The organism is Cryobacterium breve (assembly GCF_027594785.1).
GTDB lineage: Bacteria > Actinomycetota > Actinomycetes > Actinomycetales > Microbacteriaceae > Cryobacterium > Cryobacterium breve_A.
Window position 1 is genome coordinate 1,038,651 of record NZ_CP075584.1, and the last position, 25,292, is coordinate 1,063,942.

Annotated in this window: 25 protein-coding genes, 1 tRNA gene, 1 other RNA gene and 1 pseudogene; 6 read left to right on the forward strand and 22 right to left on the reverse strand. The window is 68.1% G+C overall.

Annotated elements, in window-relative coordinates; all coding sequences use genetic code 11:
• Positions 1-10 precede the first annotated feature (10 nt).
• Positions 11-187, reverse strand: a complete 177-nt coding sequence (locus KIV56_RS05090; RefSeq protein ID WP_281535393.1) for a hypothetical protein — start codon at positions 185-187, stop codon at positions 11-13.
• 741 nt (positions 188-928) lie between these two features.
• On the opposite strand from KIV56_RS05090, the gene KIV56_RS05095 reads away from it, so the two are divergent.
• The gene (locus KIV56_RS05095) at positions 929-2,692 is read left to right on the forward strand and encodes an HNH endonuclease signature motif containing protein (protein ID WP_281535394.1); all 1,764 of its coding nucleotides are present in this window, start codon (positions 929-931) and stop codon (positions 2,690-2,692) included.
• 448 nt (positions 2,693-3,140) lie between these two features.
• Here KIV56_RS05095 and KIV56_RS05100 read toward each other — a convergent pair.
• Positions 3,141-3,215: transfer RNA gene (locus KIV56_RS05100), tRNA-Lys, on the reverse strand.
• A gap of 117 nt (positions 3,216-3,332) precedes the next feature.
• Between KIV56_RS05100 and KIV56_RS05105 the strand changes: the two genes are divergently transcribed.
• Positions 3,333-4,211, forward strand: coding sequence for an inositol monophosphatase family protein (locus KIV56_RS05105; RefSeq protein WP_281535395.1), 879 nt, complete (start codon positions 3,333-3,335; stop codon positions 4,209-4,211).
• Positions 4,212-4,288: 77 nt separating this feature from the next.
• Positions 4,289-4,774, forward strand: a complete 486-nt coding sequence (locus KIV56_RS05110; RefSeq protein WP_281535396.1) for a septum formation family protein — start codon at positions 4,289-4,291, stop codon at positions 4,772-4,774.
• A 118-nt stretch (positions 4,775-4,892) separates the two neighbouring features.
• On the opposite strand, the gene KIV56_RS05115 is transcribed toward KIV56_RS05110, so the two are convergent.
• From KIV56_RS05115 to prfB, 10 genes and pseudogenes are all read right to left on the reverse strand, one after another.
• The gene (locus KIV56_RS05115) at positions 4,893-6,260 is read right to left on the reverse strand and encodes an RNA polymerase sigma factor (RefSeq protein WP_281535397.1); all 1,368 of its coding nucleotides are present in this window, start codon (positions 6,258-6,260) and stop codon (positions 4,893-4,895) included.
• Between the two features lie 8 nt (positions 6,261-6,268).
• Positions 6,269-6,631 carry a YciI family protein gene (locus KIV56_RS05120; protein WP_281535398.1) on the reverse strand — a complete coding sequence of 121 codons (363 nt, stop codon included), beginning with the start codon at positions 6,629-6,631 and terminating at the stop codon, positions 6,269-6,271.
• Between the two features lie 186 nt (positions 6,632-6,817).
• Positions 6,818-8,542 carry a SulP family inorganic anion transporter gene (locus KIV56_RS05125; RefSeq protein WP_281535399.1) on the reverse strand — a complete coding sequence of 575 codons (1,725 nt, stop codon included), beginning with the start codon at positions 8,540-8,542 and terminating at the stop codon, positions 6,818-6,820.
• Positions 8,543-8,588: 46 nt separating this feature from the next.
• Complete coding sequence (locus KIV56_RS05130) at positions 8,589-9,248, reverse strand: dihydrofolate reductase family protein (protein WP_281535400.1); 660 nt, start codon at positions 9,246-9,248, stop codon at positions 8,589-8,591.
• Between the two features lie 145 nt (positions 9,249-9,393).
• Positions 9,394-9,780: a transfer-messenger RNA gene (gene ssrA, locus KIV56_RS05135) on the reverse strand.
• 118 nt (positions 9,781-9,898) lie between these two features.
• Positions 9,899-10,903, reverse strand: coding sequence for a hypothetical protein (locus KIV56_RS05140; RefSeq protein WP_281535401.1), 1,005 nt, complete (start codon positions 10,901-10,903; stop codon positions 9,899-9,901).
• An 85-nt stretch (positions 10,904-10,988) separates the two neighbouring features.
• A complete protein-coding gene (gene smpB / locus KIV56_RS05145; protein ID WP_281535402.1) occupies positions 10,989-11,465 on the reverse strand; it encodes an SsrA-binding protein SmpB in 477 nt (158 codons plus the stop codon).
• 89 nt (positions 11,466-11,554) lie between these two features.
• Positions 11,555-12,470, reverse strand: a pseudogene (gene ftsX / locus KIV56_RS05150) (permease-like cell division protein FtsX).
• Positions 12,467-13,798: a cell division ATP-binding protein FtsE gene (gene ftsE / locus KIV56_RS05155; protein ID WP_281535403.1), complete on the reverse strand. Its 1,332-nt coding sequence runs from the start codon at positions 13,796-13,798 to the stop codon at positions 12,467-12,469. Before ftsE ends, ftsX begins: the two are co-directional and overlap by 4 nt.
• A 108-nt stretch (positions 13,799-13,906) precedes the next feature.
• Positions 13,907-15,019 (reverse strand): peptide chain release factor 2, encoded by a 1,113-nt coding sequence (gene prfB / locus KIV56_RS05160; RefSeq protein ID WP_281535404.1) that lies wholly within the window; start codon positions 15,017-15,019, stop codon positions 13,907-13,909.
• An 84-nt stretch (positions 15,020-15,103) separates the two neighbouring features.
• On the opposite strand from prfB, the gene KIV56_RS05165 reads away from it, so the two are divergent.
• From KIV56_RS05165 to KIV56_RS05175, 3 genes are read left to right on the forward strand one after another with little or no spacing between them, the layout of a single operon-like run.
• Entirely contained in the window at positions 15,104-16,417 is a 1,314-nt protein-coding gene (locus KIV56_RS05165) for an MFS transporter (protein ID WP_281535405.1), read from the forward strand.
• Between the two features lie 43 nt (positions 16,418-16,460).
• Positions 16,461-16,964, forward strand: coding sequence for a nitroreductase family deazaflavin-dependent oxidoreductase (locus KIV56_RS05170; RefSeq protein WP_281535406.1), 504 nt, complete (start codon positions 16,461-16,463; stop codon positions 16,962-16,964).
• Between the two features lie 2 nt (positions 16,965-16,966).
• A complete protein-coding gene (locus KIV56_RS05175) occupies positions 16,967-17,740 on the forward strand; it encodes a pentapeptide repeat-containing protein (RefSeq protein ID WP_281535407.1) in 774 nt (257 codons plus the stop codon).
• 115 nt (positions 17,741-17,855) lie between these two features.
• Here KIV56_RS05175 and KIV56_RS05180 read toward each other — a convergent pair whose 3' ends face one another.
• From KIV56_RS05180 to KIV56_RS05225, 10 genes are all read right to left on the reverse strand, one after another.
• Positions 17,856-18,740 (reverse strand): EamA family transporter, encoded by an 885-nt coding sequence (locus KIV56_RS05180; protein WP_281535408.1) that lies wholly within the window; start codon positions 18,738-18,740, stop codon positions 17,856-17,858.
• 79 nt (positions 18,741-18,819) lie between these two features.
• Positions 18,820-19,464: a phosphoribosyltransferase gene (locus KIV56_RS05185; protein ID WP_281535409.1), complete on the reverse strand. Its 645-nt coding sequence runs from the start codon at positions 19,462-19,464 to the stop codon at positions 18,820-18,822.
• Positions 19,465-19,535: 71 nt separating this feature from the next.
• Positions 19,536-20,042: a pilus assembly protein TadG-related protein gene (locus KIV56_RS05190; protein ID WP_281535410.1), complete on the reverse strand. Its 507-nt coding sequence runs from the start codon at positions 20,040-20,042 to the stop codon at positions 19,536-19,538.
• A complete protein-coding gene (locus KIV56_RS05195; protein WP_281536075.1) occupies positions 20,039-20,497 on the reverse strand; it encodes a hypothetical protein in 459 nt (152 codons plus the stop codon). Before KIV56_RS05195 ends, KIV56_RS05190 begins: the two co-directional genes overlap by 4 nt.
• Before the next feature lie 109 nt (positions 20,498-20,606).
• Positions 20,607-20,999 (reverse strand): TadE/TadG family type IV pilus assembly protein, encoded by a 393-nt coding sequence (locus tag KIV56_RS05200; protein WP_281536076.1) that lies wholly within the window; start codon positions 20,997-20,999, stop codon positions 20,607-20,609.
• 56 nt (positions 21,000-21,055) lie between these two features.
• A complete protein-coding gene (locus tag KIV56_RS05205; RefSeq protein WP_281535411.1) occupies positions 21,056-21,241 on the reverse strand; it encodes a hypothetical protein in 186 nt (61 codons plus the stop codon).
• 120 nt (positions 21,242-21,361) lie between these two features.
• Positions 21,362-22,309 carry a type II secretion system F family protein gene (locus KIV56_RS05210; protein ID WP_281535412.1) on the reverse strand — a complete coding sequence of 316 codons (948 nt, stop codon included), beginning with the start codon at positions 22,307-22,309 and terminating at the stop codon, positions 21,362-21,364.
• Entirely contained in the window at positions 22,297-23,205 is a 909-nt protein-coding gene (locus KIV56_RS05215; RefSeq protein ID WP_281535413.1) for a type II secretion system F family protein, read from the reverse strand. Before KIV56_RS05215 ends, KIV56_RS05210 begins: the two co-directional genes overlap by 13 nt.
• On the reverse strand, positions 23,202-24,431 hold the full coding sequence (locus tag KIV56_RS05220; protein ID WP_281535414.1) for a CpaF family protein: 1,230 nt from the start codon (positions 24,429-24,431) through the stop codon (positions 23,202-23,204). Before KIV56_RS05220 ends, KIV56_RS05215 begins: the two co-directional genes overlap by 4 nt.
• Positions 24,432-24,520: 89 nt before the next feature.
• On the reverse strand, positions 24,521-25,285 hold the full coding sequence (locus KIV56_RS05225; protein WP_281535415.1) for a 3-hydroxybutyrate dehydrogenase: 765 nt from the start codon (positions 25,283-25,285) through the stop codon (positions 24,521-24,523).
• Between the last annotated feature and the right edge of the window lie 7 nt (positions 25,286-25,292).

Genomic DNA, 25,292 nt, shown 5'->3' on the forward strand with positions numbered 1-25,292 from the left:
TCCGGTGCCGCTAGTCCGGTTCAGGCCGTTCCCCCGCGTCCGGCTTCCGCCTCAGCGCCAACCGAATCATCAGGACGCCGACGGCCAGGAGCACGGAAATGCCCAGGATCGGCCCCAGGTCGTAGCCGAGCCAGAAGAGCGGCACGAATACGAGACTGGCGATGACGATTGCCGTTGAAATGTCCACCAGCTGCGCTCGCGTTGATTGTTTCAAACTTCCCCCAGATGTTTGTTCGGAGAGCTCGGCACCGGCTGAACGTGAGTTCGGGCCCGTGCTCACCGCCCCCCGACAGTGTTGACACCGACGATGCGCCTGACGGCGAACGCCGATATCGATCCAATAAAAAACCGGTTTCCCCGTTTGTTTGGTTCCCCTCGATGAGTGTATGCGAATGTGGCGACGATAGGTCGGTCTCGCGCAAAAAAGTCGCGCTGTATGGCTCCCTGAAGCGGCAAGAGGCAGCGAACCACAGGTCATCACGCTGCATCGGTAAGCCACCCGATCGACTCGGGGGAACCACAGTCAGGAACAGGAAGGTGCGGGTATGTGCGACCGATTCCGCGACGTCGGTCAGGGTCCGCGCGATCGTGGCGCAGCCACCGATACCGTTACCGTTACCGCTCAACGTACCTGACGCAGATGGGAGACGGCCTGCGCCCTCGCCGGACGGAACTCGCGGGAATCAGCTGTCGTCGAATGACGATCGTCAAGACGATCGACCTGACGATGGCAGGCGATGGAGTGTGCGGCTCACGTGCGGCCGAGTGTTCGTTCGCGGTGCCGGCCCGCCGTCGCGGCCCAGCACGGGAGACACATCCGTTGGTGAAAAGTTATCCACAAAACCCCTATTGATCGGGTTATCCACAGGTGGTTTGTGGGGTGGTGGATGCCGCGGGGATGTCGGTGGTGGTCCGTAGAGTGACCGGCATGACAGCTGAAAATACCTCAGAACCCCACCGGGAAAGCCCGGTGGACAGCCCGGTGGACAGCCCGGTGGACAGCCCGGTCGACAGCACCGCGGAACCCCCGCCCGGGACTCCTCCCGACCCGAATGTGAACCCACCGCACCTCGGTCTCGTGGAGCCGTCGCTGGCCGAGGTCTACGACGCGATCCGGGACGCGGACCGCGAAATGAACCGGGCCACCGCGAAGAGGGCCGACGCGATCTATACCGCCCAGCGGGTGCTGGCCGATGTCGGCCGGGCCCGGGCAGAGGCCGCAGAACGCGCCGGTGGGAGGCGCCCGCCGTGGTCGCCGGAAGAAGCCACGAAGGAAGAGTTCGCCTGCGAGGTCGGGGCACTGCTCCGGCTCCCGCGGCGCACGGCGGAGACCCTGATCGAGGCCAGCCGCACCCTCGCCGAAGACCTCCCCGCCACCCGGGAAGCGCTCACCTCCGGGTCGATCAGTTACCGGCACGCACAAGTCATCATGGACCAGGCCTGGGGCATCCGAATGGGGGACGATCCGGAGGAGGCCGCCCGGGCCCGCGCGGTGTTCGAAGGCGTCCTCGTGCCCGCTGCGGAAGTGCTGACCGTGGCAAAACTCGCCGACCGGGCCCGCCGGGTGCGAGAACGCACCCACCCGGAAACCATCACCGCGAGGCACCAGAAAAGCGTCGAGGACCGGCACGTCGTGTTCCAGGCCCTCAACGACGGCATGGCCTCCCTGTGTGTGACCGGGGACGCCGAGAAAGTGCAGGCCGCCTACCACCGCACCCTCGACGTGGCCCTCACCCTGCAAGGCCCCAAGGAAACCCGCACGCTGACCCAGATCGCCGTAGACGTGCTCACCGACGTCCTGATCGGCGGCGTCACCCCGGACGGACTCGGTGCCGGCGTGGCCGCACAGGTCAACGTCACCGTTCCCGTCCTGACCCTGCTGGGCAAAAACGCGGAACCCGGGTACCTCGCCGGGTACGGACCCATCGACCCCGACACCGCGCGGCGGCTCGCGGCCGGGGCGCCGAGCTTCACCCGGCTCCTCACCCACCCGGAAACCGGGGTGGTGCTCTCGATGGGCCGCGACACCTACAAGGTCCCGGCCGCGCTCAAGAAATGGCTCGAGGTGCGGGACGAGACCTGCACCTTCCCTGGGTGCCGCCGCTCCGCGAAACGCTCGGACCTGGATCACAGTGTCGAGTGGCAGCACGGCGGCGAGACCGACGCGATGAACCTCGCCCACCTCTGCCCCTACCACCACGCGGTCAAGAGCTACACGAGGTGGACACCGAGACACCTCGGTGATGGCCGGATCGAGTGGACGTCCCCGGCCGGGTACAGCTACATCGTCGAACCCTCCGCCGACATGAGACCACCCCGGAAACCCACACCCGCACCCAAACCGCCGGCTACCGGTCGTCGACGTCTGGACCCTCGACCCCACACCCGACGACCCCGACAACCCCGACAACCCGACACCATTCTAAGTCGCCCGGCATTCCAGGTCGCCCGGCACTCCAGGTCGCCCGGCGATACGTGGCGACTATTACTACTCGACGGCGTGAGCCACGCCGACGGACGGTTTGCTCCTGCGTTCGCGCATACCCGACCCGCCGCGTTGCTCCCGCAACCCTGGAGGCTGGGACGCATGCACGTCGTTGCAACTACTGCGGGCCCGACGCGGTCGCGCGCGCTGTTACTCCCAGCCGCATCGACGAGAACGCGAACATCGCCGCGATCACAGCGTTCGTGATCAGTGGAACTATCAACAGCCCGGACTCCGGGCGGCTGATGACCGCGATCAGCAAGTAGATTGCCTGCGCGCCGAAGAGAAGTGTGAAGACGAGACCGGATGTCCGGTGCGCCGTCATTTGCCACCACGGGCGCCTCGGTTCAACGGGTTCACCCTCGCCGCGAAAGGTTCGCGCAGCAAAGGCGACCAGAACCAGCGCGAGTGCGCCCGTCACAACGGAGGCGACAGGGAGTGGGAGGCCGATGGTCAGGGCTGAGCAGAGAATCACCACCACGCAACTACTCGTGACGTAGCCGATCTTCGTGGACGTCGTTGTGATGCGAATGGTCATGGACATCCCCCGTGATGAAAAGATCGACCGGCTTGCGCCTGGCTCCCGACCAAATCATAACCGCAACAAAAAAGGGCGCCGTTTGTGAGAACGGAACCCTTTGCTGATCGGACTTTTTGGTGCACCCCCGGGACTTGAACCCGGAACCCACTGATTAAGAGTCAGTTGCTCTGCCAATTGAGCTAGAGGTGCGTATTTGTTTCTCCGGGACGACCCGAAGCGACTCTAGAGAATAACACCGGAAACGTCCCCGGCGCCAATCGAGGCCGCGCACCGGTGAGTCGCGCGGGAATTACTATCCTTGGGAGTGTGACCGACGCGACGATTCCTCCCCGAAACAGTGCCTCTGATGAGGCCTCGACCTACAGCCTCGACGACGACCTGGCCCTCGCCATCGAACTCGCCGACGCGGCGGATGCCATCTCCCGCGATCGCTTCACCGCGATGGACCTCGTCGTCACGACCAAGCCGGATCGCACTCCCGTGACGGACGCCGACCAGGCCGTCGAACGGGCCATCCGCGCCCTCCTCGCGGTACGACGGCCGAACGACGGAATTCTGGGTGAGGAATACGGCACCGCGGGCTCGACCGTACGCCAGTGGATCATCGACCCGATCGACGGCACCGCCGGTTTCCTCCGCGGCGTGCCGATCTGGGGCACCCTGATCTCCCTCGCGGTCGAAGGCGTCCCCGTCGTCGGCGTGGTGAGCTCCCCCGCCCTCGGTAAGCGCTGGTGGGCGCGCACCGGCGCCGGCGCCTGGTCGACCGACGAGCGCACCCCGGATGCCGCGCCGCGCCGGCTCCAGGTCTCCGGCGTCGCAACGCTCCCCGATGCTTCTCTCAGCTACAACAGCATCCAGCAGTGGGATCAGACCGGTCACCTCGACGAGCTTGTCGCCCTCTCCCGGTCGGTCTGGCGCACCCGGGCATACGGCGACATGTGGTCGTACATGCTCCTGGCCGAGGGTGTGCTCGATATCGTGGCCGAATTCGACCTCAAGCCCTACGACCTGGCCGCGCTCGCCCCGATCGTGCAGGAGGCCGGCGGCACATTCACCTCGGCCGACGGGCTCGAGGGACCCTGGCACGGCAGCTCGCTCGCCACGAACGGTTTGCTGCACGAGGCGACCCTCGAGGTGCTCCGTGCTGCCGCAGTGGGCACCGCCGGCACGGCTCGTCACGGCTGATGCCACCCTCGGGTCCCGGCGCGGGTCGGGTTGCCTTGTTCGCTGCCCGGTGCGCCGTCGTCCTACGCACAGCGGCCATGGTCATGCTCGCCCTCGGCCTGTCGCTCGCAGCGAGCGGATGCGCCTCCGTCACCCGTCTCGCTCCCTCGGCAAGTGACGGGGCGGCCTCGGTTGCCGCGCCAGCGACGGCAGCGCCGGTCGAGGTGGCGAAGCTGCTGGTCGGGGACTGCTTCGACAACCCCGGGGACGCCGACGTCGCATCCGCTGCGACCGTGACCCTGGTGACGTGCACCGAACCGCACGCGTTCGAGGTCTTCGCCGGCTTCGACCTGCCGATCGGGTCGTATCCCGGCGAGGACGCCGTCGTCGCCGCAGCCGAAGACGGTTGCGGCTCACGATTCGAGGCCTTCACCGGCAGCCCGTATGACGGGTCCCAGCTCGACTACAACTACGTCATTCCGCCCGAGAGCGGCTGGACGATCTCCGGCAGCCATCTGGTCTCGTGCCTGATCGACGACCCGGCCGGCCCAGTGACGGGGACTCTGGCCCAGGCGCGCCGCTGACCCCGCCGTCTCCCCCGGTGCTGACGGACACGCGCCGACCCCGGCCGACTCCCGGCCGACCCCGGCCGACCGCCGGCAACCACGGCCGACTGCCGGCGACTCCGGCCGCTTCCGGTCCTCAGCGCGTCCGGGCCTCCCGCAGGCGACGTTCCAGGTGCCGTTTTTCCGCTGGGTTGCGCGCCAGGGCGCACGCACGCTCGAAGGCGAGCACGGCGGCCGCCGGCTCATCGGCGCGCAGGAGTAACTCGCCGCGGGCCGCGTGCAGGAGGTGATAGTCCCCCAGCCGCGGGGAACCTCCCGAAACGTCTCGCCTATCGAGCCCGTCGATCAGATCGAGGCCGGCGCGCGGCCCGTCCGCCATGGCGACGGCGACCGCGCGATTGAGCGACACGATCGGTGATCCGGTCATCGCCTCGAGCTGGCCGTACAGGCGCGCGATGCCCGGCCAGTCGGTCTCGGCTGCGGTGCGGGCGTTGGCGTGATGCGCCGCGATGAGGGCCTGTACCTGAAAGGGTCCCGGATCCATCCGGACCAGGGCGGCCGCGACGATTTCGTTCGCGCTCTCGATCTGCGCACGGTCCCAGCTGCTGCGATCCTGCTCCTCGAGCAGCACCAGGTCGCCGTGCGCGTCCGTGCGCGCCCAGGTTCGGGAGTGCTGGAACAGCTCGAGCGCGAGCAGCCCCTGCACCTCGGCAGCATCGGGCAGCAGGCTCTGGACGACCCGGGTCACTCGGATAGCCTCGGCCGCGAGGTCAACGCGCACGACGGCATCCGCTGTGCCGCGGGACAGGTAGGCCTCGTTGAAGATCAGGTAGAGCACCGTGAGCACCGCTTCGATGCGTTCGTCGATGTCCGCGGGCAGGGATAGCGGGATCCGGGCGTCCCGGATCTTGCGCTTGGCACGCACGATCCGCTGGGCGAGAGTTGTCTCCGGTATAAGAAATGCCGCCGCAATCTCGGGGGTACTCAGGCCGCCGACGAGCCGCAGGGTCAGTGCGACCTGGGTGTCGCGGTCGAGGGCGGGATGGCAGCAGAGCAGCACCAGGCGCAGGTGCTCGTCGTGCACGGAGCCGGGGTCGACGATCATGTCCTGCTCCTCTCCTGCGTCGGTGTCCTCGTCGAATGCCAGGGCCGGATCGGGGGTGACGAACCCGCGCGCATGCAATTCCGGAGCGGCCGCGAGGATGCGCCGGCGCGCGCTCGCGGACCGGCGCATCCGATCGATGGCTCCATTGCGTGCCACGGAGAACAGCCACGCGGCGGGCTTCTCGGGAACGCCCTGCGCAGGCCAGACCTCGAGTGCCGTGATCAGGGCCTCGTGCACTGCTTCATCGGCCAGGTCGACGTCGCCGAAGCGGTGCGCGAGGAGAGCGATCACCCGACCGCTCCCCTCACGTGCCACTCGCGTCACCGCGGCGTCGACCACCTCACGGGCGACTGTGCGGGCGGATGCTTCGGTCCCGGCCTGCGCGTCGTCAGGCGGCATCGAGGCGGTCAGGCGGCATCGGGACGGAACGCCACCGGTCGCACTTCGACTGCGGCGTGCGGGATGGGCATGGACGTGGCCAGGGCAAGCGCTTCGTCGAGGTCGGCAGCACTCACGAGGTAGAACCCGCCGAGCTGCTCCTTGGTTTCGGCGTACGGGCCGTCGGTGACGATCGGAGCGGCGCCGGCTGCGAGGCGCACGGTGGTCGCGGTCGCGGTCGGCTGCAGGTTGGCCGCTGCGATCCAGTGGCCACCCTCGATGAGCTTCTGGTTGTAGGCCATCCACGCGCCCATCATCTCGTCGAAGCCGGGAGTGCCGGGAGCGGGCGCCGACATCGTCTCGTCGCTGTTGATCAGAATCATGTAGTCCATGGGGAGCTCCTTCGGGTCGTCGATCCGGACGGGCGATCTGCCTATCCTCTTTCCTCCATGACGCAGGCCGCCAGCGAAATCGACAGCCCTGTGCGAAAAATAATCCAGGAATTCACTCCCTCGGGTGCGTCACGACCGCAGGGGCACCCGGCGGTATCCGTCGGCATCCGTCGGCGCCCGCACAGCTCAGGCATTGCCCTCCCACTGCGTGCCGTCGAGGTCGCCCCGCAGCGTGCCCGTCGCCGCGTCGACGGCGGCGCCGACGGTGTCGGCGAAGCGCTCCGGAGGAAATCTCTTGCCGAGTCCGTAGTGACGCAAGACGTCTTTGACCGGCCCCTTCATCTCCGCGAAGATGAGGGTGGCGCCGCGCTTCGTCAGGAATTCGTCCAGTTCGAGAAGTTCGTCGACGGCGGTGGTGTCGATATCGGTGATGGGCTCGGCGGCGAGGATCACGGTGCGCACGTCTTTGCCCGCTGCGTTGACGGTCGCCCGGACATAGTCGTCGAAGATCCCGCCGTTGGCGAAAAAGAGCGGCGCGTCGAATCGTACGATGACAATGCCGGGCAGGCGTTCGCCTTCCGGGTGCCGCGACAGGTCATGGTAGCCGCGAAGGCCTCGGATGCGACCTAACTCGGCCCGATACGGCCGCCAGGCATGGCCGACGAACTCCCCGAGCGACAGTGCGACCGCCACGATGATTCCCTCGATCACTCCGACGACGAGCACGCCCAGGAAGGCGGTGACCGACAAGACGGCATCGGTCTTGCTCATCCGCACGAGGGCGACGAATCCCGTGATGTCGATCAGCCCCGCCGCCGCGACCATCACGACGGCCGCGATCGTGGCGGAGGGCAGATAGTCCGTGAGTCCGGGTGCGAACAGCATGAACAGCACGAGAAGGACTGCCCCGGCTATTCCCGCCAGTTGCGAGCGCGCCCCGGCATTCTCAGCGGCAGCGGTGCGCGACGACGACGCCGAGATGGGGAACCCGCCGAGCAGGCCGGCGAAGAGGTTGGAGGCGCCGACCGCCACCATCTCCTGGCTGCCGTCGACGTTGTCCCCACGGCGCGCAGCGAACGTGCGGGAGAGCACTGCGGTATCAGCGAAGGCGATGAGCGCCATCCCGAGCGCGGGGAGGGCCAGGCCGACGACATCCGCCCCCTGCAGGCCGGTGAGGGCGGGTGCCGGGAGACCGGCGGGCAGAGCGCCGACGACGGGAATACCCTCGTGGAGGCCGAGGAGCCACGTCAGTACCATCGAGGCCAGGACCGCGACGAGGATCCCGGGGATGCGGCTCTTCGTCCAGACCAGGACAAGGATGACGGCAAGGGAACCCATTCCGAACAGCGTCGCGGTCGGGTTCACCTGGCCGCCGACGATGCCCGTGACGATGGCGATCGCATCTCCCAGCGGCGACTCCGAGGAAATGGAGAAACCAAGGAGCGGCGGGATCTGCGACAGGATGACGATCACCGCGAGCGCATTGAGGTAGCCGACCCGGAGCGGCTTGGAGAGCAGGTCGGTCACGAAACCCAGGCGCAGCAATCCGCCCAGGATGAGTACCGCGCCGACCATGACGCCCAGGAGCCCGGCGAGGGCGACGGCCCGGCTGCTGTCTCCCGCGGCGAGCGGCAGGATGGCCGCGGCGATGATCGGAGCCAGCGCCGAGTCCGGGGCAAGCACCAGGATCCGGTAGGGCCCGAAGACTGCATAGGCGAAGAGGGGGACGATCGTGGCGAACAGGCCGGTCTCGGGCGGAAGGCCGGCAACCTCGGCGTAACCGATGCCGACCGGGATGAGCAGGGCGGTCAGAATCGCCCCCGCGCGCAGATCCTTCAGCAGCCACGAGCGCTGATAGCTCAGTGCCGTGGCGACACCCGGCACCCATTTGCGCAGTCCGTTGACGGCCACCCGGCTCCTCGTCCGAAGACATCATGCCGCGAAAGCACCCGACGGACTACCGGGCCGTGCGACGAGTGAAGACCAGGTGGACGACTCCGGACGGTGAAGCGGTCGCCTCGATGTCGAATCGCTGGTCGAGTCCTTCGAGTCCGTCCCAGAGTCGTTCTCCCCGGCCCAGGACGATGGGCACGAGGACGATGTGCATGTGGTCGATCAGATCGGCCTCGAGGAACTGTCGGACCGTGCTGACACCGCCACCGATCCGCACGTCGAGGTCGCCGGCGAGGGCGCGAGCCTGTTCGAGCGCCGAGACGGGGTCGGCGTCGACGAAATGGAAAGTTGTTCCGCCTTCCATCGCCAATACCGGCCGAGGATGGTGTGTCAGTACGACGACGGGGGTGTGGAACACCGGGTTGTCGCCCCACCATCCCATCCACTCTTCGTCTTTCCAGGGACCGCGCACCGGGCCGAACTTGTTGCGCCCCATGATCTCGACGCCGATCCCGGGACCCCAGGCACTGGCGAACGCGTCGTCGACGCCAAAGGATGCCACCGACTCCCCGTGGAGGCCCATCGCGCGGAACGTGCGCGTCGCGATCGCCCACTCCAGAAGCCGGGAGCCGGCGTGACCGAAGGGAGCGTCGAGTTGCTGGCCTTCGCCGGTACCGAAGCCGTCGAGGGAGACCGAGAAGTTGTGCACGCGGACGAGGGACATGTCATCTCCTGAAGTCGTGGCCTGTGACGATCACACTATGGCGATTCGGCCGCGGTTCTCAAGGGCGGAGGCTCAAGGGATCAAGGGCTCAAGACCGACGATCGGACGGAGATTCAACGCCTCAACAGCGTGTGACAGGAACCGATGGTGGAGATGGGGGGAATTGAACCCCCGTCCACTGCTGTGGTCATATGCCTTCTACGGGTGTATCCAGTGAAGTCGTTCTACTCGGCTCCGGAATTTGCCACTGTCAGCTAATCCGACGAGCCCAGCCCTCGTTTAAGTCCCCCTACACCCCGCGGCTCAGAGTAGGAGCAATCTCTCTAAATGACGTCAGGGTCCGGGTAGAGAGCATTCCCGGCCTGACGGACTCTCTAGTTGCTTTACTTAGGCCGCGAGGGCGTAAGCAGAAGCAGAGTCAGTGCGGTTTGTTTTGGCACTTATTGTTTTGCAGGGAGCGTTAACGAGTTAACCCTGCATCCTCGACCCGCTTCTCACAATTGCGCAGGCAATGTCGAAACCGATCATCCCCATGCGCACTCGTCGCCATGATTCGGCGCCACCGGCTTGCGGTGGAATGAGTGGGTCCTGTCACACGCTGTTGAGTTGTCAAGACTGCACGCGTTCTTTCGAACTGCTCGTGCAGCCCTTCAGTCTACAACACTTCTGCCGGAATGCGGGGCGACGGCCAGAAGCACACGCTCGGCCTCGGAATCGCCCGGAACGATGACGTCGATGGACGCTGCACCCGACCGGATCGTGACCACACTTGCCTCCGTGTAACGCGGATGCCGGTGCACCGTGACAGAGTCCAGCCGCGCCAGGAAAACGATCAGGCGGGAGCTCGACAATTCGGACCGGTCGGCGAGACCGAACCAGTCGCGGCGGGACAGCACTTGAACCTCCAAGTCGGTCCCGCAGACGATGGCGCCGTGGAGCACAGTCGGACGGAACAGGTTCAGCACCCGAGCCACGAAGCCGCCGCTTGCACGAACCCGTTCACGCGGATGCGCGGCGTAGAGGTGGAGTTCAGGCTCGCGATCCCTCAGGTTGGTCCAGTCCGCCATCAGGTCCGCATCGGTTGCCCGGAATGCGGCGGAGTTGAGGACGGCATTGGGCCGCCGGTCGACGGCAGGGCCGACCGGGAAAGTGAGCATCGAAGCTACCGGTGCGGTGTCCGGGGTGCGGAGTGTCTCGGCCGTAGCGAGGGACATGTCGCGGAGCAGGTCGACGAATCGACTGACGACCTCGCGCGAGGAGCCGTTGTAGCCGACCTGCAGCGCAGTGCCGTCCCGGGAATACACCCGCAGGCGCCCATCGGTCAGGTCGACGCTGTCCTCGACGGCGACGACGGCGTCGTAGGGCGAAGTCGAGCAGCCATATGCCGAACCCGTCCGGCTCAGCACGGTGAGGGCGTCCTCCCCCGCGATGATCAGGTGGTCGTAGAGCTCCATGGTGGGATCCGCGTCCCGGCGGGGGATGTTCCGCGGCACCTTGAGCACGAGCCGCTCCGACGTGGGATCGCAACCGAAGTCGCGGAACAGCCGCGGGACCTCTTCCAGTGTCCGCACCGCGTCCACCCAGGGGCCGAAGGCGTTGTATTCCGCGTCGGCTGTAATCATCGTCTTAATCGTAACGCTCCGGATTTGCCGCATCGCTGTATCTGCGGGTGCCCGGCCACCCCCGAGCGGGGCACCGGGCATCCGCGGGAGAATTCCGCGAATTCGCCGGTTAGGCCGGTCAGTCGCCGAGGTGCTTGCGCGCGGACATCGCGCGGTCGGACTCGCGCTTGTCCTGGCGTTCGCGCAGTGTCTGGCGCTTGTCGTATTCCTTCTTGCCCTTGGCGACCGCGATCTCGACCTTGGCCTTGCCGTTGCTGAAGTAGATCCGCAGGGGGACGAGCGTGTAGCCGCCCTCCTTGGTCTTGTGGCTGATCTTGATGATCTCCTGCTTGTGAAGCAGGAGTTTGCGCTTGCGCCGCGGCGGGTGGTTGGTCCACGTGCCGGCCATGTATTCCTGGATGTGCACGGCGTCGAGCCAGGCTTCGCCGTCCTCGATGAAGGCGTAGCCGTCGACGAGCGAGGCGCGTCCCGCGCGAAGAGACTTCACCTCGGTTCCCGTCAGAACCATGCCGGCCTCGTACGTCTCCTCGATGAGGTAGTCGTGGCGTGCCTTGCGATTGGTCGAGACGACCTTCTCGCCGATTTCCCTGGGCACGGGTTACTCCTCAACTCGGTGGGTGGGCAGGCCGAGGACCGGCCAGCCCACCAGTCTAGCGCTCGGCCTCGAGCCGCTCGGACGAACGGCTAGACCTTCAGGTAGCGGGTGATGGCGAAGTTCGCGGAGAACGCCGCGAGCACCGCGCCCACCACGAGCAGGATCGGAACGACGAGGAGCGCATCCTGCATGCCCACGAGCGAGAAGCCCGTCAGCCGGGAACCGAGGAAGCCCTGCACGAACCATTGCACCAGGGCAAGGACCGCACCACCCGCCAGGAGCGACCCGAGGAGAGCGGCGAAGACGCCCTCGAGGATGAACGGTGTCTGGATGAACCGGTTCGACGCGCCGACGAGCCTCATGATGCCGAGCTCGCGCCGCCTCGAGAACGCCGACAGGCGGATGGTGGTGGCGATCAGCAGCGCAGCCGCCACGAGCATGAGCGAGGCGATACCGATCGCCGTGTAACTGGCCGCGTTGAGCACGGAGAAGATCTGGTCGAGGTACTTGCGCTGGTCCGCGACGTTCTCGACCCCGGCCACGCCGGACAGGCTCTCCACGAGCACATCCGATTGGGACGGGTCCTTGAGGTTCACCCAGAAGGTCTGGTTGAGCTGGTCGGGAGTCACATAGTCGGCGACGGGGTTGCCGGCGAACTGTTTCTTGAAGTTCTCGAACGCCTGCTCATGCGTCTCGAAGTAGTACTTGTCCACGAAGGGCGAGAGCGTCGGCGACTCGAGCCTGCGCTTTGACGGCGTCGATCTGGTCCTGGCTCGCCTCTCCCCCGGTGCAGGTCTCCCCCGGTGAGATTGCCGTGCACATGTAGATTCCGACCTGGGCGCGGTCGTACCAGAAGTTCTTCATCTGGCCGATCTGCATCTGCATCAGGATCGCAGCGCCGACGAAGGTCAGCGAGATGAAGGTCACGAGCACGACAGAGACAACCATCGAGGCGTTGCGACGCAGGCCATTGGCAGCTTCGGAGAGCACCAGTCCGAGTCTCATCGGGTGGGTCCCACATTCTGTTCGCCGGTCTGGTCTGGTTTCTCGCCGGGAGCACGAAGCCCCAGCCTCTCGGCCAGGGTGAGCTGGTCGAGCACGTCGTCCTGGGTGGGCGCCATCGGACGCGCCATGTATGTCGGCTGCTCGTTCGCACCGGCGTCGGGGGAATCGTCTGTGACGGTATCCGGGGTCGCGGTCGCGGCATCCGCCTGCGGCTCGCGGCCGGGCACGAAGACCGCCGAGGTCAGCGGAAGGGGCATGCCGGAATCTGCGGCGATGGCCATGGCCTGCTCTCCGAAGGGCCGCGGGATGAAGGCGGGCGGCGCGATCGGCGCCGCAGGTTCTGCGCCCGTCTCGGCGAGGGAGACCGCACGAGCCGGGGCGTCGGGGACGATGACGACCGGCGTGATGGGTGCCGCAGGAACGTGAACGGCGGCGGGCGCAAGCGGTGCGGGCACGGGTGCGGAAGGGTGGGTGAGGGCGGGAGTCGCGGGGGCCATCGGGTTCGCCTGGTTCGTCGGGTTCGTCGGGCTCGCCGGGGCGAAGACCGACGGCAGCGCACTCGGTGCAAGCGCAGAGACGGTGCGCTGGGGGTCGATGGCCGGCTTCCGGTGCAGGCCGGCTCCGAGCGGGATGATCGGGATGCCCGCGGTCGCGTACCCGCCCTGGCGCTCGTCGCGCACGATCTTGCCGCCGGAGAGTTCGATGACCCGGCGCTGCATCTGGTCGACGATGCCGGCCTCGTGCGTGGCCATGACCACGGTCGTGCCGCCCGCGTTGATGCGCTCGAGCAGGGCCATGATGCCCGCGCTCGTGGTGGGGTCGAGGTTTCCGGTGGGCTCGTCGGCGAGAAGCACCTGGGGCTTGTTGACGATGGCGCGCGCGATCGCAACCCGCTGCTGCTCACCGCCGGAGAGTTCGTGGGGCAGCCGGAGCGCCTTCTCGGCGAGTCCGACCATCTTGAGCGTGTCGGGCACGGCCTCCTGGATGAAGCCGCGCGACTTGCCGATCACCTGCAGGCTGAACGCGACGTTCTCGAAGACGCTCTTGTTCGGCAGCAGCCGGAAGTCCTGGAAGACGACCCCGAGGTTGCGCCGGAAGTACGGCACCTTACGGTTCGAGATCGACCGCAAGTCCTGCCCGAGCACGTGGATGCGCCCGCTCGTGGGTTTGTCTTCCTTGAGGATCAGCCGCAGGCAGGTTGATTTGCCCGAACCGGATGCACCGACGAGGAAGACGAACTCGCCGCGCAGAACCTCGACGTTGATGTCGTCGAGGGCCGGTCGGGTCGTTCCCGGATATTTCTTAGTGATGCTGTCAAAACGGATCATGGCCCCTTGAGCCTAGGCAGGCATCCTGTATTTTGCCACTGCGACATACCGGCGAGCCGGTCCTCCCAGGCAGGAACCCCCGAATTTGGCCCCGTTCTGCGAGTGGGATCAGTCCTGCGGCGCCTGCTTGCGCCAGCGGATGCCGGCGGCGATGAATCCATCGAGGTCGCCGTCGAAGACCTGGGTCGGATTGTTGACCTCGTAGTTCGTGCGGAGGTCCTTGACCATTTGATACGGGGCGAGCACGTAGCTGCGCATCTGGTCGCCCCAGCTCGCCGTGATAACGCCGGCGAATTCCTTCTTGGTCGCGGCTTCCTGCTCGCGCTGGATGAGCAGCAGACGGGACTGCAGCACCCGCATGGCGGCCGCGCGGTTCTGGATCTGGCTCTTCTCGTTCTGGCAGCTCACCACGGTGCCGGTCGGGAGGTGGGTGATCCGCACGGCGGAGTCCGTCGTGTTGACGGACTGGCCGCCGGGCCCGCTCGACCGGAACACGTCGACACGGATGTCCGTATCGGGAATCTCGATCGACTCGGTCTGCTCGATGAGCGGAACGACCTCGACGGCGGCGAAGGAGGTCTGGCGCTTGCCTGCGGAGTTGAACGGGCTCATCCGCACGAGCCGGTGGGTGCCGGCCTCGACGCTCAGGGTGCCGAAGGCATACGGCGAATCGATCTGGAGGGTCGCGGACTTGATGCCGGCCTCTTCCGCGTATCCGACGTCCAGCACCGTCACCGGGTAGTCGTGCTGTTCGGCCCAGCGCAGGTACATCCGCATCAGCATCTCGGCGAAGTCTGCGGCATCGACGCCACCGGCGCCCGAGCGGATGGTCATCACGGCGGGTCGTTCGTCGAATTCGCCGTTGAGGAGGGTGTGCACCTCGAGCTCGCCGAGGACCTTCTGCAGGCTCGCGAGCTCGATGGTGGCCTCCTCGGCGGACTCTTCGTCGCCCTCGCCGTCGTTGGCCATCTCGACGAGGACCTCGAGGTCGTCGAGCCGCGATTCGATGCTTTCAATGCGCGCGAGCTCCGACTGGCGGTGGCTGAGGTCGCTCGTGACCTTCTGGGCGTGCTCCGAGTCGTCCCACAGGTCGGGGGCGCCGGCCTGGTCGTTCAGGTCGGCGATGTCGGTGCGCAGTTGATCGATGTCGATCACGGCCCGGATGTCGCCGAAGGTGGCCCGCAATGCGGCGATCTGCTCCGAAATGTCCAGCTCAATCATTTGTTGCCCAGCCTACCCGGCGTCACAGGCCCCCGGCTTGTGTCGCCGGGCCGCGGCCGTGCACGCGGGTAGCATCGAGGAGTCATGACAAGCACCGAACGCCCCTTCAGCCTGCGCTCGGTGGCCCTTGCCGCGTTCCTGCCGACGTTCCTCTTTTCTGTCGGTGAGGGTGCGATCATCCCGCTGATCCCGATCATGGCCAACAATCTCGGGGCCTCCCTCGCGATGGCCGGGTTCATCGCCGCGATGATCATGGTCGGCGAGCTCATCGGCGACATCCCGAGCGGCTGGGTCGTCTCCCGGATCGGCGAGCGCAACGCCATGATCTGGGCCTCGTTCCTCGCGATCATCGCGATCCTCGTCTGCCTGGTCGCCCCGAACCCGCTCGTGCTCGGCATCGGCATCTTCGTCGTCGGCCTCGCGACGGCGATCTTCTCCCTCGCCAGGCACGCCTTCATGACGAGCTACGTGCCGGTCGCCTACCGGGCCCGCGCGCTGTCCACCCTCGGCGGGATCTTCCGCGGCGGCTGGTTCGTCGGCCCCTTCATCGCGACCGCCGTCATCCGCTTCACCGGGGGTACCCAGGCCGTGTTCTGGGTGTTCGTCGTCGCCTGCCTCGGCGCCGCCCTCGTGCTCCTGCTCCTGCCGGACCCGGCGAGCACCTTCGGCACTCCGGAACTTGCGACGGCCCCGGACGGAACCGTGCGCCCCGCCGGACAGGAACTCGCGGAAGAGGAGAGCCAGGGCCTGTTCCAGACCATCTGGAGCTTCCGCGGCGTGCTCCTCCGACTCGGCACCGGCGCCGGCCTCGTTGGAGCGATGCGGTCGGCACGCGCCGTGCTCATCCCGCTCTGGGCCGTCAGTATCGGCATCAGCGAGCCGGACATCGCCCTGATCATCGGCATCGCCGGCGGAATCGACTTCGCCCTGTTTTATGCGAGCGGCCAGATCATGGACCGGTACGGCCGGATGTGGAGTGCACTCCCCTCGATGATCGGCCTCGGCCTCGGCCTGCTCGTGCTCGCGTTCACGCACGACCTGTCCACCAACGTGCAGTGGCTGATCGGCGTCGCGATGTTCCTGTCGGTCGCGAACGGGATCGGCAGCGGAATCCTGATGACTCTCGGCGCCGACCTCGCCCCGAAGGACAACCCCGCACCCTTCCTCGGTGCGTGGCGGTTCACCGGCGACTTCGGCAGCGCCGTCGCCCCCGTCGCCGTGGCCGGGCTCACGATCGTGTCGATCTCCCTCGCGAGCGGCGTGATGGGCGTCTTCGGGCTCATCGGCGCCGTCCTGCTCGGCCGGTACATCCCACGCTACGTTCCCCGCCGCCCCCGGCCAGGAACGAAGCCCGGACCGGGGTCTGCGGCGCCCGGAACGGTGCCCGGCCGGGAATGACCGACGCGGAATGTTCCCGAGTGGAGTGACGTTTAATGGTGTCATGCCCCTCAACGGAGAATATGAACCCAGCCCACAGCAGTGGGTCCGCGACCAGGTCGCCCTCTATGAGAGTTCAGGCGGCCAGCAAGGCACCACGATGCGCGGCATGCCCGTCATTGTGCTGACAACGCTCGGTGCGAAGTCCGGCAAGATCCGCAAGGCCCCGCTGATGCGCGTCGAGCACAACGGCAGCTACGCGGCGATCGCCTCCCTCGGCGGCGCACCGCGCAACCCGGTCTGGTACGCCAACGTAGTCGCCCATCCCGAGGTCGAGCTGCAGGACGGCACCCGGAAATGGGACATGGTCGCCCGTGAGGTCACCGGAGAAGAACGCGCCGCGTGGTGGGAGCGCGCCGTCGCGGCGTACCCCGACTATGCCGACTACCAGGTCAAGACCGAACGCATCATCCCCGTCTTCGTCCTCGAGCCCGTCGCCGCCGAGCCCGTCACCGCCGAGCCTGCCTCCGCCGTTCAGCGCCCAGCCACAGCCCCGGCACAGGACTGAGCGTGGCGCGCGCCCGCTCCGGCACCAAGCCTCCCCTCCTCGACCCGATCCGTCTCGACGACCTCACGGATGCCGACGGCTCGGAAATCTCCTCAGGCGCCGGCGTCGATGCGCAGCGCTTCACCGACTGCGACTTCGATGGACGTGACCTCACCGGGGTCGCCTTCCGCGAGTGCGAATTCCACACCGTCTCCCTGAACGACGCGAATCTGCGCGGCGCAACCCTGTCGGAGTGCGTCGCTGGCGAACTTCACGCGGCCATTTTCAGCGCCCCACGCTCGGCCTGGCGTGACGTGCGGATCGAGCACTCCCGCCTCGGCTCTGTCGAACTGTACGAGTCGAGCCTCCGTTCTGTGCAGTTCGACGGCAGCAAGCTCGACTTCGTCAACCTGCGGAACGCCCAGCTGCACGATGTTCTGCTGAGCAACTGCATCATCGAAGAGCTCGATCTCGGCAGCGCGACCGTGCAGCGCCTCGAACTGCAGAACTGCCGGATCGGTACCCTCGACGTGACTCGGGCCACTCTCAAGGACGTGGACCTGCGCGGAAGCGACTTCAGCGTGATCCGTGGCCTCGAGGGCCTCCGGGGCGCCACGATCGACGATTCCCAGCCTGAGCCTCCTCGCCCCGATCATGGCCGGGCATCTGGGCATCATCGTCGAATAGGCCGTCGAGTAGCGGCATCGAGGCGTGTCCCTGTCTCCGCGCGCCACGTGCTCCGCTCCGCGCCAGGCGTGCCTGGCGCGGAACGGCGGAACTGGAGCGCGACGGCCTGACTCGGATCAGCATCCGCTTCAGCCCCACTGATGCCGACTCAACCGGCCGGTCGCTCCGCGCTGAGGCGGCCTGGCCAGGCCCCGCCGCAGGGCGCATAATCGTGCGGGTGCTGGACTACGGGATGGCGCCCGCGGTCGCCTCCAGGTCGGAGATCGGGCGGTCGCGCTGGGTCGCGATCGCGGCGCCCGCGGCCACGCACACCACGACGATCGCGATCTGCTGCTGGAGCACCAGGGTCTCGCCGAGCACGAGCACGCCGAAGACCGCCGCGATGACGGGGCCGAAGCTCGTGATGATCGCGTAGAGGCGCGGGGTGATCCGGCGCAGGATGTAGGTGTCGAGCACGTAGGGAAAGGCCGAGGAGAGCACCCCGATCGCGAGCAGCAGCCCGAGTACACCCCAGTTGAGGCGGGCATAGTCGACGGTGAGGAGCGCGAACGGCACGAGCAGGGTGAGGCTGACGACACTCGCAACCGAGATGCCCTCGAGGCCGGGGAAGGTCACGGCGACCCTGCGAGTGAGCAGGATGTAGCCGGCCCACGCCGCCGCGGCGACGAGGGCGTAGAACAGTCCGAGCGGGTTGATCTCTCCGGAGGACCAGGTCAGCAGGAAGACTCCCCCGGCTGCCGTCGTCGCGCACAGAAAGTCGAGCGGTCGCCGCGAGCTGAAGAGCGCGAGGGAGAACGGGCCGAGAAATTCGATCGTCGCGGCGATGCCGAGCCCGAGCAGGTGCACCGCCTCGTAGAAGGCGAGATTCATGACGGCGAGGTCGAGCCCGAGGAGGAGCGCGGGCCAGAGCAGCCGCCAGGTCAGGTTGGCCAGTTTCGGGCGGTAGAACGGCAGCACCGCGCAGGCCATCACGATCTGCCTGACCGCGACGACAACGGGGGAACCGACGATCGGAATGGCGAGTCCGGCGAGCGAGGAACCGTAGTTGATGCTGACCTCGGTAACGAGCTGCGCACCGGCCCCGGCGAGCCGTTCGGATTTCGCCGTCACGCTGGTGGCCCCTGTCTCGTACGCGTTGTGTGCCGCGCGGATCGCGCTCGCATTCGAGGCTAGCGGGTGGCGGGACGCTTCACGGCCCCGCCCACGCCTCGGTCAGGAGTGTGACCGTTTCCTCATCGGACAGCTGGTGGAAGTCGACGTAGAACTGACCGATCGCCCAGAATTGCTCCGGGATCTGCACAACGACCACGTCGTCGGCGAGCCCGCGCATCTCCTCGACGACCTCGGCCGGGGCGACGGGCACCGCAAGGACGACACGCGCGGCGCCCTGGCGCTTCACCGCGGCCAGCGCGGCCTTGGCCGTCGCTCCCGTGGCGAGCCCGTCGTCGACGACCACGACGACGCGCCCCTCCGGATTCACCCGGGGACGGTCACCGAGATAGACCGCGCGCCGCCGCTCGAGCTCGGCGAGCTCCCGGCGCCTGGCCCGGCCGAGGCCCGCGGCGTCGGCCCCGGTCTCGGCGAAGACGTCCTCGTTCACGATCGTCTGGGCGGTGTCCCCGTCCACGACGGCACCCATCGCGACCTCGGGGAATCCCGGTGCACCGAGCTTGCGCACGAGAATCAGGTCGAGCGGAGCGTGCAAGCGCCGGGCCACCTCGAGGGCGACCGGCACTCCCCCGCGGGGCAGCGCACACACGACGGGGTCGGAGAGGTCCAGGTCGGCGACGAGCTCGGCGAGCAGGCGACCGGCGTCGCGACGATCGGTGAACATGATTCCTCCCGGTTCCGGTCGGTCCTCCCGGTTCGCCCGGTTCGCTTTGGAGAGTAGCCCCGCACGGGAGGTCACCGGAAGACCGAGCGGGCGACGGCCGTGACCTCGAGGGGCACTCCCGCCGGCAGCACGAGGGTGAGGACCGGTGGCCGCCAGTAGGCACTCAGGGATACCGTCGCACTCTGTCCGTCCGTGGATGCCGCCCGGGTCACGACGAGATCCTCGAGGGTGGCGTGCGGGGCCGCCGCGAGGTAGGCGTCCGCCGCCGTGCGGATCGCTGCGGAATCGAGTTCGGTGCGCAGCGGGGCCGCCGCGCCATCCGGGGCGACCGTGACCGCGTCGAGGCCGTACGCCTCTGCGGCGGCGAGCGCGGCGCCGTCCGCGAGGGTGAGCAGGCGTTTGCGTTCGAGGTAGAGGGATGACGCGGCAACGACCACGAGGATCACGACGAGCGCGAGGAAACCGTAGAAAATGGTGAGCAGGAGCGTGGAACCGGTGTCGTCCGACAGGTCAGCGGTCAGGTGACCGGCAGGGGCGCGGTCACTCGCCTGATGCGACCGGTCTCGTCGCACAGTCATGGTCCGGTACCGGCCTGCCAGAAACGGGACACTGTCTGGGTCGCGTTCGATTCGAGGGGCACACTCGCGGTTCCGGCCAGGCCGAGCACGTCCGGCACGAGGGGCAGGGGCACCCGCAGGCGCACGGTGACAGTGACTGCGGTGCGGCGGGTCAGGCATCCGCCGACCGCTGACGCGCAGTCGATCGTCACCTGGGCATCCCCGGACGCAAGGCCGTAATCGGCGAGGGCGACGTCCACCGCCCGCTGCGCCCGTTCCTCCCCGACCGCCTCGCTCGGTGCGCGCACATAGACGCGGGCGGCCTGCCGGGCGGCGCCCTCCACGGCGAGCGCGCCACCCTGCAGCGCGGACATCGCGAGCACGAGGTAGACGAGCGGCACAAGAAGGATCAGGCCGGTCGTGATGAACTCGAGGGATGCGGACCCGTTGTCGGAGCGCAAGCGGTGGAAGGGCATCAAGCGGCTGAGACCCCCGGAGCGGAGACCCCCGACACCGGGCCCCCGGACTCCGGGACCCCTGGCCACGCGTGCGTCGGGCACACCGCAACTGCCGTCTCGCACCCTGTCACCCGGAGCCTTCGACGACGGCACGCCCGACCACCTCCAGGCTCCGATCAGGGCCGAGCAGGCCAAGAAGCGGGAGCGGGGCGACCACGCGCATCCGCACGGTCGGGTAGCCGGTGTCGCTCGCATAGGTCGCGGTCACGTCCGTCGCGAACGCCGGACCGAGCGCGACCGTGATCAGGTCCCGAGTGCGGGCGGCGCCGGCGTCGAGTCCGGTATCGGCGAGCGACCCGTAACGGGCGCCCTCGGCGGCGGCGTCGAGCACGGTGTTGCGCACGTGCAGGGCGATGGCGAGTTGAAGCACGGTCAGGGTCAGCACCGTGAGAAGTGCCGCGACGAGCACGAACTCGGCCGGCGAGGAGCCGCGGTCGCCGCCTCCTGCGCGGCGCGGCAGCCGTCGCCACTCGCCGGTCCACGGTCCGACGGGTGCGGTCGGGCGGGTGGACCCCGTCAGAGTCCGCTCACACGGTTGATCGCCTGCTGGAAGATTCCGCTCAGTGCCGGCCCGGCGAGACCCCAGATCACGATCACCAGCCCGGCGGTCATCAGCGTGATCAGCACCCAGCCGGGCACGTCTCCGGTGTCGTCGTGCCAGGCGTTCCACTGGCTGCGGATGCGCCGCGTCAGGGTATTCATCTTCGTCTCCTCTTTTCGATGGTCGTGTCTGTCGTCGTGTCGATGGTCGTGTCTGTGGTCGTCGTGCACGCTCCGATGGTGCCGGGGAGTGTTCTCCGGGCGGAGTCGAGGCCGGCACGGTCAGAAACCGGCCTGCAGGATGAAGAGACCGGGGAAGATCGCGAACAGGACCGTCATGGGAAGGATCAGGAACACCAGCGGCACGAGCATCGCGACCTCTTTTTTGCCTGCCGCCTCGAGGAGTTCGCGTTTGGCCTCCTCGCGGGCGTCCTGGGCCTGGGCGCGCAGCACCTCGGCGAGCGGGGTACCGCGATCGAGAGCGCCGGCGACCTGGTCGACGAACCGGGTGAGCGCGGCCAGCTGGAGGGAGGCGGCCAGTGAATGCAGGGCGTCCACGAGTGGAATCCCGGAGTGCACCTCGGTGACGACGCCGGCGAATTCGCGGGACAGCTCCCCCGCACTCGTGCGGGACACCCGGGCGAGGGCGTCGAGGATGCCTTCCCCGGCAGACAGGGACAGGGTGAGGAACTCGAGGATGGTCGGTAGCTCTCCGCGCATCCGGGAGAGGCGGCCGAGAGCGGCGCGGCGGAGAAGTCTGTCCCAGAGCAGGGTGCCGCCGAGCCCGACGAGCACTGGGATGGCGGCCGCCGCGAGCACGGGGAGGGCGTGCAGGGCGGGGGCGAACACCACGGCGACGACGCCGGCGGCGAGGCACAGCAGTGCGCAGACGAGCTGCTGGGAGCGGAATTCGTCGAGGCTGCGCCGGGATCCCGATTGCCGGAGCCGACGTTCGACGGCGCCCGAACCGCCGAGCAGGGCTGCGAGCCCGCGTCTCAGCCGTCCGAAGACCGGCACGAACAGGGTGCCGAGCACGGGAATGGGATCGACGGTGGTGCGCCCGACGACGGCGCGGGCCTCTGCCGACACGTCGAGGAGGTACGGGGCCAGCCGGTCGGCGAGCCGGGGCCGGCTGAGCCGGGGGAAGACGCTCACGAGCGACCAGAGGCCGAGGCCGAGCACCGCGCCGAAGAAGACGCCCCACGAGAGCGGGGCGCTCACCGGAACCACCGGCGTTCCTCGGGCAGGCGGCCGATGAAGACCATCAGGCGGTACGCGATCACCGACACTGCCAGCCCGGAGACGATCACGGTGACCCCGCTGCCGGTGTTGTACGCGACCGCCCCCTCTGGGCGGGAAGACAGCAGCAGGAGCACGATCCACGGTGCCGCGACGCCGAGCCTGGCGGCGTTGACGACCCAGGACTGGCGGGCTTCGACCTCCGCCCTGATCGCTGCATCCTGCCGGAGCCACGCGGCGAGGTCACGGAGCACGAGGGTGAGGTCACTGCCGCCGACCTCCCTGGCCATCCGCAGGGTCTCCAGAATGCGATCGGCCACCGGATCGGCGAGGCCGGCCTTGAGCCGGTCGACGGAGTAGCCGAAGCTCCCGGTCGCACGGTAGTCCCTGGCGAAGTCTGCGAAGGCGGCCCGGGTCGGTACCGGCCCGGATTCGGCGAGCGTGCTGACACTGTCGGGCAGGGCGAGGCCGGACCGCACGGCCGACACGAGGTGATCGACGACGTCCGGCCAGACCGTGCGGTTCGTGCGCCGCCGCTCACGCGCCCGCCAGAGCACGATCGTCGTCGGAGTCAGGGCGCCGACGAGCCCGGCGACGAGGGCGAGGGCCCGCACCCCGATCAGCGCCTCGGCGACGGCGGTGCAGGCCAGACCGAGCAGGAGCGAAATCGCCGAGAAGGCCGGGAGAGGCAGTGAGCCGAGGCCGGCCTGGGCGAGCACTCCACGCAGGGTCGCGAGACCGCGCTGACCGGGTCGGCCGGTCTCGCCGTCGGCCGGGCTCGGGTCTGAATCCGGTACGCCCGTCGTCGCCCGCCGTCGTGGCCAGAGGAACGGCGCGGCCATGAGCAGCAGGCCGGCGCCGAGCAGGCAGCCCAGCACGAGCCTCACGCGCGGTCCGTCCGCAGCACGATCGTCGGGTCGAGCCCGACCGCCCGGAACTTGGCGAGCTTGCCGGGGTGGCCGCCCGTGGGCGAGAGCCCGCTCCGGTCGGCGAGGAAGATCGGGCTCGCCTCGATCACAGTGCCGGCGAGCCGTCCGCTGACCGCGAGGATCTCGGTCACCCGCCGGCGCCCGTGGCGGTCGATCTCGCAGTGCACGACGATATCGATGCAGCCGGCGACGGTCGGCAGCACGAACGCGGAATCGATGTTGCGCCCCGCGAGCAACGGCAGAGTACAGAGCTTGGCGAGGGCGTCCCTCGCGCTGTTCGCGTGGATCGAGCACATCGCAGGCAGCCCGCTGTTGAGGGCGATCAGGAGGTCGAGACTCTCAGCCTCTCGCACCTCTCCGACGACAAGCCGGTCGGGGCGCATCCGCAACGACTCCTTGATCAGCCGCCTCAGGGTGATCTCGCCACGACCCTCGAGGCTCGGCTGACGGCACTGCATCGCCACGACGTCCCGGGCGGAGAGGTCGAGTTCGAAGGTCTCCTCGACCGTCACGATCCGCTCGTTGCGCCGGGTCGCCGACAGCAGGGCGTTCAACATCGTGGTCTTCCCGGTCTGGGTGGCTCCGGACACGAGGATGTTCTGTCCGGCGAGCACGCACATCCGCAGGAACTCCGATGCCTGCTGGGTGAGCGAGCCGAGGCCGACGAGCTGGTTCAGGTCGCGGATGCGACGGGTGAACTTCCGGATGTTGACCGACCACTCCCGCGTGATGTCGGGAATCACGACGTGGAGTCGGGACCCGTCAGGCAGGGAGGCGTCGACGAACGGTGAGCTCAGGTCGACCCTGCGGCCGGAGGCCTGCAGCATCCGCTCGACGAGGTCGCGCACCTCGCGCGCGGTGAGCACCATGGCAGTGAGCTCGGGGACGCCGTCCCGGGCGACGAACACCCGGGACGGCCCGTTGATCCAGATCTCCTCGATCTCCGGATCGTCGAGGAGCGGCTGGAGTGCCCCGAACCCGGTCAGCGAGGCGACGACCTCCCTGGCGGCCTGATGCTCGTCGTTGATGAGGGGGTGCGCGCCGCCGAGGGCCCGCTCGCTGTAGCGCTGGAGTTCGGCGCGCACGTACCGCTCGGCAAGGTTCTCGTCGGAGGCGAGGTCGACACCGTCACGGCGCACCCGCGAGCGCACCTGCTCGGTGATGATGCGGACGGCCTCGCTCATGCGGACAGTGTGCCCGGACGGCCGGATTCCTGTTGAAGTTATCCACAGGCCTCCGCCGCCCGGGCCGCACACCGGACGGGGCGGTCGGATCAGCGGGCGGACCAGCCGCCGTCCATGCCGTAGCTCGACCCTGTCACCATCGCAGCGTCCGCAGAAGCGAGCCAGGCCACGAGCGAGCCGACCTCCGCCGGCTCGACGAGGCGCTTGACGGCACTTTCGGTGAGCATGATCCGGCTGAGCACCTCCGCTTCCGGAATGCCGTGCACGACGGCCTGGTCGGCGATCTGCTTCTCGACCATCGGCGTGCGCACATAGCCGGGGCTGACACAGTTGCTCGTCACCCCGTGGTCACCGCCCTCGAGGGCGGTGACCTTGGAGAGGCCCTCAAGGCCGTGCTTCGCCGAGACGTAGGCTGCCTTGAACGGCGACGCACGGATGCCGTGCACCGAGGTGACATTGATCACCCGTCCGAAGCCGCGTTTGTACATTCCAGGGAGCGCCGCCCGGATCAGCAGGAACGGCGCCTCGAGCATGAGCGCGAGGATCAGCCGGAAGTCGGCGGGGTCGAATTCCGCGATCGGGCTGATCCGCTGGATCCCCGCGTTGTTCACGAGGATGTCCATGTCGCCGAGTACGTCCGCGAGCCGGGCATCCGTCAGGGCCGGCGTGTCGGAAAGGTCGACGGCCCACGTCGAGCCGCCCACCTCGGCGGCGAGCGCCGAAGCGCCCGCCGCGTCGATGTCTGCGACCGTGACATGGGCTCCGCGGGCGGCGAGGGAGCGCACGACGGCCTCGCCGATGCCGCTCGCTCCCCCGGTGACGAGGGCGCGCCGACCGGCGAGGGGCTGTTCCACGGTCAGC